We start from the raw sequence: 15,022 nt of genomic DNA, 5'->3' as shown, positions 1-15,022 counted from the left end.
GCGGGCCGGAGGGTAAACGTTGGCTGCAGGCCCAGGGGCTGCAGCGGGAAGAGGAGGAATCCATGGCTGGCCACAGACAGAACCCTGCCGATGGGGAATACGGCTCGGGTGCGGCTAGGGCGTCGGAGACCACCTCCATCCATCTCACTCCGGTCACCGATGAACCCACCATCGCCCCCAAGCTTTCCTCGGATGAGCGCAGTTCCGTGGAGGCACTGCCGGCCGGATCTGCCCTCCTCGTTGCCCACAGCGGGCCGAACGCCGGCGCCCGCTTCCTGCTCGACTCCGACGTCACCACGGCTGGCCGCCACCCGGACGCCGACATCTTCCTCGACGACGTCACGGTATCCCGCCGGCATGTGGAGTTCCGGCGTACTGCCCGGAGCTTTGAAGTGGTGGACAAGAACAGCCTGAACGGCACCTACGTCAACCATGACCGCGTTGACAGCGTTGAACTCAAGAATGGCAGCGAAGTCCAGATCGGCAAGTTCCGCCTCACCTTCTACCTGAGCCCTGCCAGTGCTGCAGGCCGCGGCTGAACCGGGGACCGCTGCCTGTGGCAATGGCACAACCGGAACGCCGGGGACCGCAGGTCCTCAACATCGGCGAAGTCCTCGCGCAGCTCAGCGGCGACTTCCCGGGCATGACTGCGTCCAAAATCCGCTTCCTCGAAGAAAAGGGGCTGATTAACCCGCGGCGTACGCCTGCGGGTTACCGGCAGTATTCCGACGGCGACGTGGAACGGCTGCGCTTCGTGCTGGCCCTGCAGCGGGACCAGTACCTCCCCCTGAAAGTCATCAAGGACTACCTTGACGCCATCGACAGGGGAGAGCGGCCGGAGAACCTTCCGCCCGGCGTCGTGGTGTCCCCGCGCATCGTCTCCGACGAACTGGCGGCCGAGCTGCAGAACCGCGGGCGCAGGCTCACGGAGGAGCAGCTGCGCACGGAGTCCGGCGCAAGTGTACCCCTGCTGCAGGCGCTCCTGGACTTCGGGCTGATCAGCCACAGCAACGGACAGTTCGACGAGCATGCCCTCCAGGTGGCGCGCGCCTGCGTGCAGCTGGAGGGCCATGGCCTGGAACCCCGCCACCTGCGCCCCTTCCAGGCCGCGGCGGAACGGGAATTCGGCCTGGTGGAACGCGCGGTGGCGCCACTTGCTTCCCGCAAGGACTCCGCCTCCCAGGCACGGGCCGCCGAGGCCGCCCGTGAAATCAGCGACCTCTGCCTCACCCTGCACCGGGCTCTGGTGCAGGACCACATCTCACGCATGGACATCTGATGATTGAAGTCGAGATCGTAGGCGTTCGGATCGAACTGCCTTCCAACCAGCCGCTGGTCCTGCTGCGGGAGATGCACGGGGAACGCCATGTCCCCATCTGGATCGGCACTCCGGAAGCCAGCGCCATTGCGCTGGCGCAGCAGGGCGTTGTCCCGCCCCGCCCCATGACCCATGACCTCCTGGTGGATGTGGTGGAATCCCTGGGCCACTCCGTTGTCAGTGTCAACATCGTGGCTGTTGAAGACAATATCTTTTATGGGCAGCTGCAGTTCGAAAACGGCACCACGGTGAGTTCCAGGGCTTCCGATGCGCTGGCGATCGCCCTCCGCGCGAAGTGCCGGATCTGGTGCGCCGATTCAGTGATGGAAGAGGCCGGTGTGCGGATCACCGAGCACGACGAGGGTGAGGACACCGAACCCGGGCCCACGGTCGACGAGGAACGCGAGCTGCGCCGCTTCCGTGAGTTCCTGGACGACGTGGAGCCTGAGGACTTCGACGGCTGAGGTCACGTTAAGGTTAAAGTTGAGGATGAAAGTTTCGACACGCCCTGCCAAAGGCCCCGGGGTCTTTGACCTTGGGACCTGCCGGGCCTAACGTCGAAGTATCAAGTTCCCATTGCTTACGGCAGCCGCGCAAGTCACACTGGAAAGTGCGCCCCGCGAAAATTACATGCATGGTCTTCATGCCAAGGCTGCTGCAGGTGTTCCCCGGGAGCGTACGACAAGGAGGATCCAGGTGAGTCCCAAAGGCGAAGCAGGCGGGCTTAAACAGCCCACGGCTGGTGTTGCTGTGCCCGCGAGTGGTGCCCAGGGCCTCCTGTTTACCGAGGACCTCCCGGTACTGGATGAAGACGCCGGCTACCGCGGACCCACTGCCTGCAAGGCAGCAGGCATCACCTACCGGCAGCTGGACTACTGGGCACGTACCGGACTCGTGGAGCCCGCTGTACGCGGTGCTGCCGGGTCCGGATCCCAGCGGCTGTACGGCTTCCGCGACATCCTTGTCCTCAAGGTGGTCAAACGCCTCCTGGACACCGGCGTTTCCCTGCAACAGATCCGCACGGCGGTTGAGCACCTGCGCGAACGCGGTGTGGAGGACCTCGCGCAGATCACCCTTATGAGCGACGGCGCCAGTGTCTACGAGTGCACCTCGGCCGATGAGGTCATCGACCTCGTCCAGGGCGGACAGGGAGTCTTCGGCATCGCCGTGGGCCGGGTGTGGCGCGAAGTTGAAGGCAGCCTCGCCTCACTGCCCAGCGAACACGCCGCGGAGCAGTCCTTTCCGGACGACGAACTGAGCAAACGGCGGGCAGCACGCAAGATCAGCTGACCGCATATATGGCAGAAGCCGCTCTCCCTCCGGAGGGCGGCTTCTGCCGTTAAGTCTGGACTTTCTACCGCGTGCGGCTGCGCAGCCCGCTGCCCACAGCCATCATGTTGGCCAGCAGCTCGTCAAAGAGTGCCGCCGCAGACTTGGCCGAGTCGCCCGGCCAATGGTGCACCGGATGCGCAGCGCCCTGGATCTGCTGCCAGTTCGCCTGCTCCGGGATGCGGGGACTCAGGAGGAGTTCGCCAAACATCGACTCCATCTCGGCGAGCCGGTAGGTGTGCTCGGAGGAACCCGTCCGGACCCGGTTGGCCACGATGCCGGCAGGGGAGAGGTTGGGGGCGAACTCCTGGCGGAACAGCTGTATGGCGCGCATGGTGCGTTCCGTTCCGGCCACGGAGAAGAGCCCTGGCTCGGCAACGAGCGCCACTTTGTCGCTGGCGGACCACGCCATGCGGGTCAGCCCGTTGAGTGACGGCGGGCAGTCGATCAGGACGAGGTCGTAGTTGTCGGCACCCGCCAGGACGGTGGAGAGGCGCCGCAGGTCACGGCGGCCGAGGTCGGGGCGGTCGTAGATTCCCGTGTAGGCGGAGCCGACGGCGACGTCCAGGACGGCGGGTCCGGAACCGTTGGTGTGGGCCCGCGCTGTCCAATTGCTGCCTGCCACGTTGTCGGCCAGCTTGGCGCGCCGGGGGCTTTTCAGCATCCTGCCGATGTCCAGCTGGTCGCCCGGCTGGACGCCGAGGGCGGTGGTTGCGTCCGCATGGGGGTCGAGGTCCACCACCAGTGTGCGGACGCCCGCGGCCAGCGCCGCAGACGCCAATCCTGTGGTGACGGAAGTCTTGCCGACTCCACCCTTAAGGCTGCTGATGCTGACTACTTGCACTTGAGAGACCAAAACCTAACGCCGGATGCCGTGTTGGGAGTAATGTTTGCTCCGGCAGAGCCGAAGCCGGACGGTCCTGCCGCCCTACTCATCATATGTGGATGCGTCGGCGAATCCTGCTTTACGGGGAGTCGGCATGGCATCGGCTGTGCTGCCGGGGCGCTTTCCGCCGGGCATGGGGAAAGCGATCGGGACATGACGGGGAAATCTGTGATGGTGGCCACAAAGATTTGTGTTTGTCCTTGGAGGTCCTAGACACTGTGACCACTCACCGATCCACCCGCAATGATGCAGGAGAAGTATGTTTTCCAAAGTTCTGGTGGCCAACCGCGGCGAAATCGCGATCAGGGCCTTCCGCGCCGGCTACGAGCTGGGCGCCAAGACCGTTGCCGTTTTTCCAAATGAGGACAGGAACTCTATCCACCGCCAGAAGGCGGACGAGGCCTACCTGATTGGCGAGGAAGGGCATCCCGTCCGGGCATACCTGGACGTTGCCGAGGTGATCCGCGTGGCCAAGGAGTCCGGGGCGGACGCCATCTACCCCGGCTACGGTTTCCTTTCGGAAAACCCCGATCTGGCACGTGCGGCCAAGGAAGCCGGCATCACCTTCGTCGGCCCTCCTGCTGAGGTTCTGGAACTCGCCGGCAATAAGGTGGCGGCCCTTAAGGCTGCCCGTGACGCGGGTGTTCCCGTCCTGAAGTCCAGTGCGCCGTCGAAGGACCTCGACGAGTTGCTGGCAGCGGCGGATGAGATCGGTTTCCCCATTTTCGCCAAGGCAGTGGCCGGCGGCGGCGGACGCGGCATGCGCCGGGTTGATACCCGCGAAGCGCTCCCCGAGGCACTGAAGTCCGCCATGCGTGAAGCGGATGCTGCGTTTGGTGATCCCACAATGTTCCTGGAGCAGGCTGTCCTGCGGCCCCGGCACATCGAGGTGCAGATCCTGGCCGACGCCGAGGGCAATGTCATGCACCTGTTCGAGCGTGACTGCTCCATCCAGCGGCGGCACCAGAAGGTCATTGAGATTGCCCCCGCCCCGAACCTGGACGAGAACATCCGGCAGGCCCTCTACCGGGACGCCGTTAAGTTCGCCCAGGCGCTGAACTACGTTAACGCGGGAACCGTCGAGTTCCTCGTGGATACGGTGGGTGAGCGGGCAGGCCAGCACGTGTTCATTGAAATGAACCCGCGCATCCAGGTGGAGCACACCGTCACCGAAGAAGTTACGGACGTTGACCTGGTGCAGGCACAGATGAGGATCGCCGCCGGTGAAACGCTGGCGGACCTTGGCCTCTCCCAGGACACTGTCAAGCTGCGCGGCGCCGCGCTGCAGAGCCGCATCACCACCGAGGACCCCGCGAACGGCTTCCGCCCCGACGTTGGAAAGATCACCGGCTACCGGTCCGCCGGCGGTGCGGGCGTACGGCTCGACGGCGGCACGGTTTACTCGGGTGCCGAGATCAGCCCCCACTTCGACTCCATGCTGGTCAAGCTGACCTGCCGCGGCCGGGACTACCCGGCAGCCGTGGCACGGGCACGCCGCGCCCTTGCAGAGTTCCGTATCCGCGGTGTCTCCACCAACATCTCCTTCCTGCAGGCGGTGCTTGACGATGCCGATTTCATCGCAGGCGACGTCGCCACCAACTTCATCGACGAACGCCCGCAGCTGCTGAAGGCGAGGGTTTCCGCGGACCGCGGTACCAAGCTCCTCACCTGGCTGGCCGAGGTCACCGTCAACAAGCCCAACGGCGAACTGACGGTCCACTCGAACCCGGCCGACAAGCTTCCGTCCGTCAAGGGCAAGCAGGCCGCCCCCGGCTCCCGGCAGCGGCTCCTGGAGCTGGGACCCGAGGGCTTCGCCAAGGCACTTCGTGAGCAGAACGCCGTCGCGGTTACCGACACCACTTTCCGGGACGCGCACCAGTCGCTCCTGGCCACCCGTGTCCGTACGCGCGACCTTGTGGCCGCAGGCCCTGCCGTGACCGCGCTCCTGCCGGAACTCCTGTCCGTCGAGGCGTGGGGCGGCGCCACCTACGACGTCGCGCTGCGCTTCCTGGGCGAGGACCCGTGGGACCGCTTGGCGGCGCTGCGCACGGCACTTCCGAACGTGTGCCTGCAGATGCTGCTCCGCGGCCGCAACACCGTGGGCTACACGCCGTACCCGGAAGAGGTCACCGAGGCCTTCGTCAACGAGGCCGCGGCAACCGGCATCGATATCTTCCGCATCTTCGACGCACTCAACGATGTCAGCCAGATGGCGCCGGCCATCCGCGCCGTCCGGGCAACGGGCACCGCCGTCGCCGAAGTGGCGCTCTGCTACACAGGCGACATGCTGGACCCCAGCGAGACGCTGTACACGCTGGACTACTACCTCGAGCTTGCCCAGAAGATCGTCGACGCCGGCGCGCACATCCTTGCCATCAAGGACATGGCAGGCCTGCTGCGGCCCGCTGCCGCAGCCAAGCTCGTTGCCGCCCTTCGGGAACGCTTCGACCTGCCGGTCCACCTGCACACCCACGACACCGCGGGTGGCCAGCTGGCCACCTTGCTGGCTGCCGTGGACGCCGGTGTGGACGCCGTGGATGTGGCTTCCGCGTCCCTGGCCGGAACCACCAGCCAGGTCTCGGCGTCGGCGTTGGTCGCAGCGCTGGAACACACGCCACGGGACACCGGCCTCAGCCTGGCTGCGGTCAGCTCGCTGGAACCGTACTGGGAGGCTGTCCGCCGCGTCTACGCGCCGTTCGAGTCGGGCCTTCCGGGCCCCACCGGCCGGGTCTACCAGCACGAGATCCCGGGCGGCCAGCTGTCCAACCTGCGCCAGCAGGCCATGGCGCTGGGGCTGGGGGAGCGCTTCGAGGCCATCGAGGACATGTACACGGCTGCTGACCGGATCCTGGGGCGCCTGGTGAAGGTGACACCGTCCTCCAAGGTGGTGGGCGACCTTGCCCTGCACCTGGTGGGCTTGAATGCGGACCCGGCGGACTTCAACGAGAACCCGCAGAACTACGACATCCCCGATTCCGTGATCGGGTTCCTGTCCGGCGAGCTGGGCGACCCTCCCGGAGGCTGGCCGGAACCCTTCCGCACCAAGGCCCTGCAGGGCAGGAGCGTGAAGGTCCGCGACGTCGAGCTCAGCGCCGAAGACAGCGCTGCGCTGAAGTCCGACTCCAAGACCCGCCAGCACACGCTGAACCGGCTGCTGTTCGAGGGCCCCACCAAGGACTACCTCAAGAGTGTCGAAACCTACGGCAACATCTCGGTTCTGGATACCCGTGACTACCTGTACGGGCTCCAGCGGGGCCAGGAGCACGAGATCACGCTGGAGCGTGGCGTGCGGCTGATCGCTTCCCTGGAGGCGGTCTCCGAGCCGGACGAAAAGGGCATGCGGACCGTGATGTGTACCCTCAACGGCCAGTCCCGGCCCGTGGTGGTGCGCGACCGTTCCGTAGTGAGCAACGTCAAGGCCGCAGAGAAGGCAGATCCGGCGCAGCCGGGCCACGTGGCTGCACCGTTCGCCGGCGCCGTCACCGTCACTGTCAAGACCGGTGACACCGTCAACGCCGGCGACACGGTGGCCACCATCGAGGCCATGAAGATGGAGGCATCCATCACGACGCCGGTGGGCGGCAAGGTTTCCCGCCTCGCCATCTCCGCGGTGGAGCAGGTGCAGGGCGGAGACCTGCTGCTGGTCGTGGAGCAATAGCCAAAAGCCAGTCAAAACGATGAAAGGGTCCTCCGCCAGGAGGACCCTTTCATTGTTTGCGGATCAGGAGCGGGGTGCCCCGTACATCTCCTCGATGACGGTCTCAAAGTCCTTCATCACCTGGGCGCGCTTCACCTTCATGGAGGGGGTAAGGTGCCCGGATGCTTCGGTGAAGTCGGCCGCCACGATCCGGAACGACTTGATGGCCTCGGCCTGGGAGACGGAGTTGTTGGCGGCAGTGATCAGGTCCTGCACCGCTGCCTTGACCACTGGGTTTGCCGCAGCGTCGGCCAGGGAGGTGTCGGCCGGAAGGTTGTGCCGCTGGAGCCAGCCCGGCAGGGCCTCCTGGTCCAGCGTGACCAGGGCGCCGATGAACGGCCGGTTGTCGCCAACCACCAGGACCTGCGACACGAGCGCATCGGCACGGATCTGGTCCTCCAGCAGCGCCGGGATCACGTTCTTGCCGCCGGCGGTGACGATGATCTCCTTCTTGCGGCCGGTGATCCACAGGAAGCCGTCGTCATCCAGCCGGCCAATATCCCCGGTGCGGAACCAGCCGTCGGAGAATGTCTCCGCCGTCAGGTCCTCACGCTTGTAGTAGCCGCGCATGACGCACGCGCCCTTGGCCAGGATCTCGCCGTCCTCGGCAATCCTGACGGCATTGCCGGGCAAGGGCTTGCCAACCGAACCAATCTTGATCCGGGACGGCGTGTTGACCGAGATGGGAGCCGTGGTTTCGGTCAGGCCGTAACCTTCCAGTACCTGTAGCCCGATGCCCTGGAAAAAGTGGCCCAGCCGTTCACCAAGGGGACCGCCCCCGGAGACCGCATGGGCAACGTGGCCGCCCATCGCGGCCCGCAGCTTGCCGTAGACCAGCTTGTCGAACAGGGCATGGCGCAGCTTCAGTCCCAGCCCCACGTGGCCGGCCTGCCGCGCCTTGGAGAAGGCGATGGCGGTATCGGCGGCCTTGTGGAAGATGGCGCCCTTGCCGCCATCCTCGGCCTTGGTCAGTGCCGAGTTGTACACCTTCTCGAACACCCGCGGCACGGCAAGGATGAAGGTGGGCTCGTAGCTCTGCAGGTCGGAGAGCAGGTTCTTGATATCAGGCGTGTGCGCCACCGTGGTTCCGGCTGCCATGGCCAGGACGGAGATGAAGCGGGCGAAGACGTGTGCCAGGGGCAGGAACATGATGGTCTTGGCGTTCTCATGGACGATTTCGCCGATGATCGCGAGTGCATTGTCCGAAAGCTCCACGAAGTTGCCGTGGGTCAGTTCGCAGCCCTTGGGCCGGCCCGTGGTCCCGGACGTGTAGATGATGGTGGCGATATCTGCCAGCTTCGCCGAGGTTCGGCGGGTTTCCAGATCGTCATCACTGACGCCGCTCCCGGCTTCCCGGAGGGCGTCAAGTCCGCCGCCCTCCAACTGCCAGACATGGTGGAGTGCGGTGAGGCCTTCGGCCGTCACTGCCTGCCGGATGACATTTTCGTGGTGGGCTGCCTCGCCGAAGGCGGCCACGGCGCCTGAATCGCCAAGGTTCCAGGCCACCTGCGAGGGCGAAGAGGTTTCGTAGATGGGGACGGAGACGCCGCCGGCGAACCAGATGGCGAAGTCCACCAACGCCCATTCGTAGCGCGTACGGGACATGATGCCCACGCGGTCGCCGGCACCCACGCCGCTGGCGATGAGGCCTTTTGCCAGGGCTTTGACATCAGCAAGGAATTCGGTGGCGGAGATGTCCTGCCAGGCACCGTTTGCGTCCAGCCGCGAGAACAGAGCCGGGTTGCTGGCCTTGTCCGCCTGCCGCAGCACCAGGTCGGTGATATTGGTTTCCGGTGGAACGACAACAAGAGGCGGAACACTGAATTCGCGCACTATAGCTCCTTTGATATCCGAAGTCCCGCTCAGGGGGTATGCCTAAAGACTAGTACGCCGCCGCGGGACCGTGCAGTATCTAAAGTTACTGGCGGGTAACTTTGCCGTCAATCGCTCTCCGGCTGCGACCGCGGCGGGGGTCCGGGCGCCGGGGCGGCGGAAAACCTAGAATTGGGAACTATGTACGCACAATCCTCAGGCGAGCAGGCCGGTCCCCTCAGCAGGCCCGCAGCATGGAGGCGGCGGTCTGCCTCCTACCGGGCCGGAAGGAGGCAGGGCGACGGCTTTCGTGAACAGATGCGCCTTGGCCGGAAGGGCCTTGCGATCGGGATCGATATCGGCGGCACCAAAGTGGCGGCAGGAGTGGTGGATGCCGACGGCACGATCCTGAGCGAGGCGCGCCGCTCCACGCCGGGCACCGACCCGCGGGCAGTGGAGCGCGTCATCGTGGACCTCGTTGAGGAGCTGGGCAGCGGGCACCGCATCCGCTCGGTGGGCATTGGTGCCGCCGGCTGGATGGACCTCGACGGCGGCACGGTGCTTTTCAGCCCGCACCTGGCCTGGCGCAATGAGCCCCTGAGGGCAAACCTGCAACACCTCCTGCGGCGCCCCGTGCTGCTGGCCAACGACGCCGACGCAGCCGCGTGGGCGGAGTGGCGTTTCGGGGCAGGGCAGGGGGAAGACCGGCTGGTCTGCATCACGCTGGGCACGGGAATCGGTGGCGCGATGGTCATGGACGGCAGGGTGGAGCGCGGGCGGTTTGGGGTGGCCGGCGAGTTCGGACACCAGGTCATCATGCCCGGCGGGCACCGCTGCGAGTGCGGCAACCGCGGGTGCTGGGAGCAGTACGCATCGGGCAACGCATTGGGCCGCGAAGCGAGGATCCTGGCCCGCAGCAACTCCCCGATGGCGCAGGACCTGCTGGGAGCGGTGGGCGGGCGCGCCGAGACCATTACCGGGGCCGTCGTGACCGAACTGGCGTTGGCCGGAGACGCCGCCTCGCGGGAGCTGATTGAGGAAGTGGGGGAATGGCTTGGCCTCGGGCTCGCCAACCTGGCCGCAGCACTCGACCCGGGGCTCTTCGTGATCGGCGGTGGATTGTGCTCCGCCGGAGACCTGCTGGTGGAACCGGCGCAAAAGGCGTTCGCCCGGAACCTGACCGGACGCGGCTTCCGCCCGGCGGCGGGAATCCAGCTTGCCGCCCTCGGACCGAACGCCGGACTGATTGGTGCGGCGGACCTGTCACGGGTCAGCAGCAAAGTCCGCAGCTGAGGCAGCGGTCCGCATGCCGGAGGTTCGGCAGGGGAGCATGCCCGGCCCGTTTGGTGACGCTAAACCCTGGCGCCGTCGTCGTCCTCGTCTTTTTCCTGGGGAAGCTTCATGATCAGGTACACCGTTCCCAGCACAAACGCAGCCACGATTCCCACGACGGCCAGCAGCGGCGCGGAGCGCCAGAACATAACCGAGAGCAGCAGCGCCACCGGCCCGCCCACGGCAGCCAGCCAGGCGAGCATGGTCAGCGGATCCGTGCCTGCCAGGCTGGGAGGTTCCTCGGGCACGAAGGCGCCCTCGTCGTCGTCCACCCCATAATCCCGCGGACCCGCCGGAGCATCGGCCGCATCGGTGCCGTCCTCGCCTGTCCCGGCGCGGGACGCCTCACGTTCCGCTGCGGACAGTTCGGCCGGTGCTGCGCCCGCCAGGCCCAGGGGATCGAAGTCCCGGAACGAAGCCCTTCCCGGATGGCCCGCCGGGGTGCCTGGTCCCGCCGGCGCGCCGGCGTCCGTTGTTCCGGGGCGTGAATCCGGTGCTGCATGGCGCGGGCCAGGGGAGGGGGAGTCTGCTTCCAGGCGCGCCACCAGGTCCAGCCAGACGGCATCGTCCTGGTTCGCGCCCTGGTCCTGCGAGTCGGGGGATTCGGAGTCATGCCTGGTCATGCCGGACCTCCTGGCCTGCCGCTGCCGGCGTCGTTGTCCCGGAGGGTCCGGCGGCAGCAAGTACGCGGCGGATGAAGTCCACTGAGCCCTGGAAAATCTGGTCGGCGTCGTTGTCCATCGTGGCCACATGGTAGCTGTTGTTGAGCCTCACCAGTTCCAGGGGCGCATGCGTCAACCCGCGCCGCAGCGCAGCGATGCTCGTATCGGAGACAACGTGGTCCACCGTGGACCGGTACACCTGGACGGGGGCGGTAACCCGCGGGAGAAGCCGCACCGTGTCCTTGAACATCTTATTCAGCTCGTGCGCGGCGGCCACCGGCGTGCGCAGGTACGCGCCTTCGTCCATTCCCCCCTTGAGGATGTCGTTTGCGATGGCAGGGGTGGTCTTCATGACCAGCTTCAGGATCCCGGCCAGCGGGGCGCGGGGATCGTCGATGACCAGCCCGGGGTTAACCAGCACCACGCCGCTGACCGGCCTGGTGGCCGCAATCCGCAACGCCAGCGCACCGCCCATGCTCAACCCGGCGGCGAAGACGTGGTCGCATTCAGCCTCGAGTTCGAGGTAGGCGTCGTCCAGGGCGCCGTGCCACTGCTGCCACCGTGTCCGGGAGAGGTCCTGCCAGCTGGTCCCGTGGCCGGGCAGCAGCGGCATCCGGACCGCAAAACCGGCCGCGGCAAAGGCCTGGGCCCATGCGCGGAGTCCATGCGGGCTCCCGGTGAAGCCGTGCGACAGGACCACGCCCGTCCGCGGGCCTTCACCGCTGGACATGCTGCTGAAGGGACTGTGGTCCGGGCTGGAGGTCATGGCGTCTCCGAATTGCTGGTCTGGCGGGAATGGGCGCGGATGAAGGCGCTGGACCTGGCAAAGATCTCCGGCGCGTCAACGTCCAGCGTAGCCACATGGCCGCTGCTATCAAGGCCAACCACTTCTGCAAGCCCCGCAGGAAGCCGTTGTCGAAGCAACTCAAGGGAGGTTGGCGGAACCACGGCGTCGGTCCGCGATTTGAACACCTGCACCGGTGCCGTGACGCCCGGCAGGCCGCGGATGGCCGCCCCGAAGAGCTTCTTGAGCTCATGCACTGCCGAGAGCGGAGTGCGCGTGTAGTCACCGTCCTCGGTGGCTGGCGCCGTCGTCTGTTCTTCCTGGAGGGGGATGGTGGTCCGTTGAAAGTATTTGAGCACCCCGATGACCCGGACCCGGCGGTCATAGAAACTCAGGCCGGGGTTGACCACTGAGACGCCTGCCGCGCTGTGCCGGGACGCGGTCAGCAGGGCCACCGCCCCGCCCATGGACAGCCCGGCCACGAAACACGTGTCGGTCTGCGACTGGAGTTCCAGGAAGGCTGTTTCGTAGCTGCGGTACCAGTCGGTCCAGCGCGTGCGGGCGAGCTGGCGCCAGTCGGTTCCGTGCCCGGGCAACAGCGGGACGGTCACGGCGTAACCCTGCCCGGCAAGGTGCTCCGCCCAGGGCATCACGCTGAGTGGACTGCCCGTGAAGCCGTGGCAGATGGCGACGCCAATCCGTGCGTTGGCCCCATGGCCCGGATAGCTGAAAGCGGCAGGACGGGGCGGGATGCTGCTTTCAGTCATGACACCATCGTGTCACTGTTCCGGACAAATCTCACTAGAGTAGGGTTGCATTGGACTGCTGACCAGGCCCGGCGCGGAGCCTGAGGGCCGCCTTCCGGAGAGGTTCACCACGTGTTCTATTGGGTCATGAAAAGGATCTTCCTGGGGCCGGTTCTGAAGCTTCTTTTCCGTCCCTGGGTCAAGGGCCTGGACAACATCCCGGCGCAGGGCGCAGCGATCATCGCTTCCAACCACCTGTCGTTTTCCGACTCGATCTTTATGCCGCTGATGGTCCGCCGTCCCGTGGTCTTCCTGGCCAAGTCCGAGTACTTCACGGGCACCGGGATCAAGGGCAGGCTGACGGCCATGTTCTTCCGCCTGACCAACCAGCTGCCCATGGACCGCTCGGGTGGTGCCGCGTCCGCCGCCTCCCTCAGCGCCGGAATGGACGTCCTGAACCACGGCGGGCTGCTGGGCATCTACCCTGAAGGCACGCGCAGCCCCGATTCCAGGCTGTACCGGGGCAAGGTGGGCGTGGCCCGGCTGGCGCTGCAGGCCGGAGTCCCGGTCATCCCGGTGGCCATGATCGGCACCGACAAGGTCCAGCCCATCGGGAAACGGCTGCCCAACATCCGCCGGATCGGCATGATCTTTGGTGAACCGCTGGACTTCAGCAGCTACCGGGACCAAGCCGAGGACCGTGACGTCCAACGGAAAGTCACGGACCAGATCATGTTCGAACTCATGCGGCTCTCCGGGCAGGAATACGTGGACGAGTACGCGGCCGTCGTGAAGCTTCGGCTGGCCGGCAAACCGGTGGAACCGGCAGCAGCGGCCGAACCCCTGGCTTCGCCGGAGCCAGCGGAAGGCGCCGCGGATTCCGGCGCCACCCATCCGGCCGGTGAACGCGCCGGGAACGACGACGGCGGGGCTGCCGCCGCCGGATAACCGGAGCAGCCTTCGCTGCGCGGCTGTTGTGACGCCCGCTTCAGTCACCGTGACGGTGTGGTGTCCAGCAAACCCGCGCTGCCGTTAGTCTTAGAGGGTGACTGAGCTATCTGCAAAACCCGCCTTTTCGCTGTCCAGCACCGCCCAGAGCGGAGCGGCCAACTATCCCGGACTTGACGACTGGCGGGACCTTCCCATCTCCCAGCAGCCCAGCTGGCAGGACAGGGAAGTCTTCGACGCCTCGGTGAAGGAACTTTCCGCGCTTCCCCCGCTGGTGTTCGCCGGCGAGGTGGACGTGCTGCGCGAGCGGCTCGCGGCAGCAGCCCAGGGCAAGGCATTCCTCCTGCAGGGCGGCGACTGCGCCGAAACCTTCGAGGCCGCCACGGCGGACAAGATCAGCGCCCGGGTGAAGACTATCCTGCAGATGGCGGTGGTGCTCACGTACGGTGCCGCCATGCCGGTCATCAAGATGGGCCGGATGGCCGGCCAGTTCGCCAAGCCGCGGTCGTCCAATGACGAAACCCGGGACGGCGTCACCCTTCCGGCCTACCGCGGCGACATCGTCAACGGGTACGACTTCACGCCCGAATCCCGCGGCCACGACGCCGCGCGCATGCTCCGCGCGTACCACACCTCCGCTTCCACCCTGAACCTGATCCGGGCCTTCACGCAGGGCGGCTTCGCCGACCTGCGCTCCGTGCACCAGTGGAACAAGGGCTTCACCGAGAACCCCGCCCACGCCCGCTATGAGTCGCTGGCCCGGGACATCGACCGCGCCATCAAGTTCATGGCTTCCTGCGGGGCCGACTTCGAGGCCCTCAAGCGCGTTGAATTCTTCGCCAGCCATGAAGCCCTGCTGCTGGACTACGAGCGGGCGCTGACCCGGATCGACTCCCGCACCGGCTTCCCGTACGACACGTCCGCCCACTTCCTGTGGATCGGGGAGCGGACCAGGGAACTGGACCACGCCCACGTGGACTTCCTGTCCCGCGTCAGGAACCCCATCGGGGTCAAGCTGGGCCCGTCCACCACCGGTGATGATGCCCTGCGCCTGATCGACCGGCTGGACCCGGAGCGCGAGCCCGGCCGCCTGACCTTTATCACCCGCATGGGTGCCGGCAACATCCGCGAGAAGCTGCCCGCCGTCGTCGAGAAGGTCACCGCTTCCGGCGCCCAGGTGCTGTGGGTTACGGACCCCATGCACGGCAACACCGTCACGTCCCCCAACGGCTACAAGACCCGGAACTTCGACGACGTCATCGACGAGGTGCGCGGCTTCTTCGAGGTGCACCACGCCCTGGGAACGGTCCCCGGCGGCCTGCACGTCGAAATGACCGGTGACGACGTCGCCGAATGCCTTGGAGGTGCCGATCCGATCGACCAGGACGCCTTCCTTGACCGCTACGAATCAGTCTGCGATCCGCGGCTGAACCACATGCAGTCCCTGGAAATGGCCTTCCTGGTGGCCGGCGCCCTCGCCAAGCACTGATCCTGCACGGTGGTGTAGG

Annotated in this window: 13 protein-coding genes; 8 read left to right on the top strand and 5 right to left on the bottom strand. The window is 66.4% G+C overall.

Going from position 1 to position 15,022, the window contains the following annotated elements:
• The first annotated feature begins 62 nt into the window (after nucleotides 1–62).
• The 4 genes from ACZ9BC_RS16005 (at nucleotide 63) to ACZ9BC_RS15990 (ending at nucleotide 2,608) form a co-directional block, all read left to right on the top strand.
• On the top strand, nucleotides 63–539 hold the full coding sequence (locus ACZ9BC_RS16005) for an FHA domain-containing protein (RefSeq protein WP_476246785.1): 477 nt from the start codon (nucleotides 63–65) through the stop codon (nucleotides 537–539).
• 23 nt (nucleotides 540–562) lie between these two features.
• Nucleotides 563–1,279: a transcriptional regulator FtsR gene (gene ftsR, locus ACZ9BC_RS16000; protein WP_079597194.1), complete on the top strand. Its 717-nt coding sequence runs from the start codon at nucleotides 563–565 to the stop codon at nucleotides 1,277–1,279.
• Nucleotides 1,279–1,782 (top strand): bifunctional nuclease family protein, encoded by a 504-nt coding sequence (locus tag ACZ9BC_RS15995; RefSeq protein ID WP_079597193.1) that lies wholly within the window; start codon nucleotides 1,279–1,281, stop codon nucleotides 1,780–1,782. The genes ftsR and ACZ9BC_RS15995 overlap by 1 nt, the downstream gene beginning before the upstream one ends.
• A 232-nt stretch (nucleotides 1,783–2,014) precedes the next feature.
• On the top strand, nucleotides 2,015–2,608 hold the full coding sequence (locus tag ACZ9BC_RS15990; protein ID WP_009358601.1) for a MerR family transcriptional regulator: 594 nt from the start codon (nucleotides 2,015–2,017) through the stop codon (nucleotides 2,606–2,608).
• A gap of 64 nt (nucleotides 2,609–2,672) precedes the next feature.
• Here ACZ9BC_RS15990 and ACZ9BC_RS15985 read toward each other — a convergent pair whose 3' ends face one another.
• Nucleotides 2,673–3,491 carry a ParA family protein gene (locus ACZ9BC_RS15985; protein WP_476246784.1) on the bottom strand — a complete coding sequence of 273 codons (819 nt, stop codon included), beginning with the start codon at nucleotides 3,489–3,491 and terminating at the stop codon, nucleotides 2,673–2,675.
• A 301-nt stretch (nucleotides 3,492–3,792) separates the two neighbouring features.
• Between ACZ9BC_RS15985 and ACZ9BC_RS15980 the strand changes: the two genes are divergently transcribed.
• The gene (locus tag ACZ9BC_RS15980) at nucleotides 3,793–7,191 is read left to right on the top strand and encodes a pyruvate carboxylase (protein WP_476246783.1); all 3,399 of its coding nucleotides are present in this window, start codon (nucleotides 3,793–3,795) and stop codon (nucleotides 7,189–7,191) included.
• Nucleotides 7,192–7,254: 63 nt separating this feature from the next.
• Here ACZ9BC_RS15980 and ACZ9BC_RS15975 read toward each other — a convergent pair whose 3' ends face one another.
• Nucleotides 7,255–9,063 (bottom strand): AMP-dependent synthetase/ligase, encoded by a 1,809-nt coding sequence (locus ACZ9BC_RS15975; protein ID WP_476246782.1) that lies wholly within the window; start codon nucleotides 9,061–9,063, stop codon nucleotides 7,255–7,257.
• A gap of 297 nt (nucleotides 9,064–9,360) precedes the next feature.
• Here ACZ9BC_RS15975 and ACZ9BC_RS15970 point away from each other — a divergent pair, with 297 nt between their 5' ends.
• Nucleotides 9,361–10,335, top strand: a complete 975-nt coding sequence (locus tag ACZ9BC_RS15970; protein ID WP_476246820.1) for an ROK family glucokinase — start codon at nucleotides 9,361–9,363, stop codon at nucleotides 10,333–10,335.
• Nucleotides 10,336–10,394: 59 nt separating this feature from the next.
• Here the strand turns inward: ACZ9BC_RS15970 and ACZ9BC_RS15965 are convergent, their stop codons facing one another.
• Genes ACZ9BC_RS15965 through ACZ9BC_RS15955 form a run of 3 tightly spaced genes read right to left on the bottom strand, consistent with a single transcriptional unit; the run spans nucleotide 10,395 to nucleotide 12,587 of the window.
• Nucleotides 10,395–10,997 (bottom strand): hypothetical protein, encoded by a 603-nt coding sequence (locus tag ACZ9BC_RS15965; protein ID WP_476246781.1) that lies wholly within the window; start codon nucleotides 10,995–10,997, stop codon nucleotides 10,395–10,397.
• On the bottom strand, nucleotides 10,984–11,802 hold the full coding sequence (locus ACZ9BC_RS15960) for an alpha/beta hydrolase (RefSeq protein WP_476246780.1): 819 nt from the start codon (nucleotides 11,800–11,802) through the stop codon (nucleotides 10,984–10,986). Before ACZ9BC_RS15960 ends, ACZ9BC_RS15965 begins: the two co-directional genes overlap by 14 nt.
• Nucleotides 11,799–12,587, bottom strand: coding sequence for an alpha/beta hydrolase (locus ACZ9BC_RS15955; protein ID WP_476246779.1), 789 nt, complete (start codon nucleotides 12,585–12,587; stop codon nucleotides 11,799–11,801). Before ACZ9BC_RS15955 ends, ACZ9BC_RS15960 begins: the two co-directional genes overlap by 4 nt.
• A 111-nt stretch (nucleotides 12,588–12,698) precedes the next feature.
• Between ACZ9BC_RS15955 and ACZ9BC_RS15950 the strand changes: the two genes are divergently transcribed.
• Together ACZ9BC_RS15950 and ACZ9BC_RS15945 are read left to right on the top strand one after the other, a co-directional pair.
• Nucleotides 12,699–13,514 (top strand): lysophospholipid acyltransferase family protein, encoded by an 816-nt coding sequence (locus ACZ9BC_RS15950; protein WP_476246778.1) that lies wholly within the window; start codon nucleotides 12,699–12,701, stop codon nucleotides 13,512–13,514.
• A gap of 97 nt (nucleotides 13,515–13,611) precedes the next feature.
• A complete protein-coding gene (locus ACZ9BC_RS15945; RefSeq protein WP_115524665.1) occupies nucleotides 13,612–15,003 on the top strand; it encodes a class II 3-deoxy-7-phosphoheptulonate synthase in 1,392 nt (463 codons plus the stop codon).
• Nucleotides 15,004–15,022 lie beyond the last annotated feature (19 nt).

It is taken from the genome of Pseudarthrobacter sp. TE3704 (assembly GCF_056279405.1).
The sequence above is the reverse complement of the archived record's forward strand: the minus strand, read 5'-3'. Positions and strand labels throughout refer to the sequence as shown.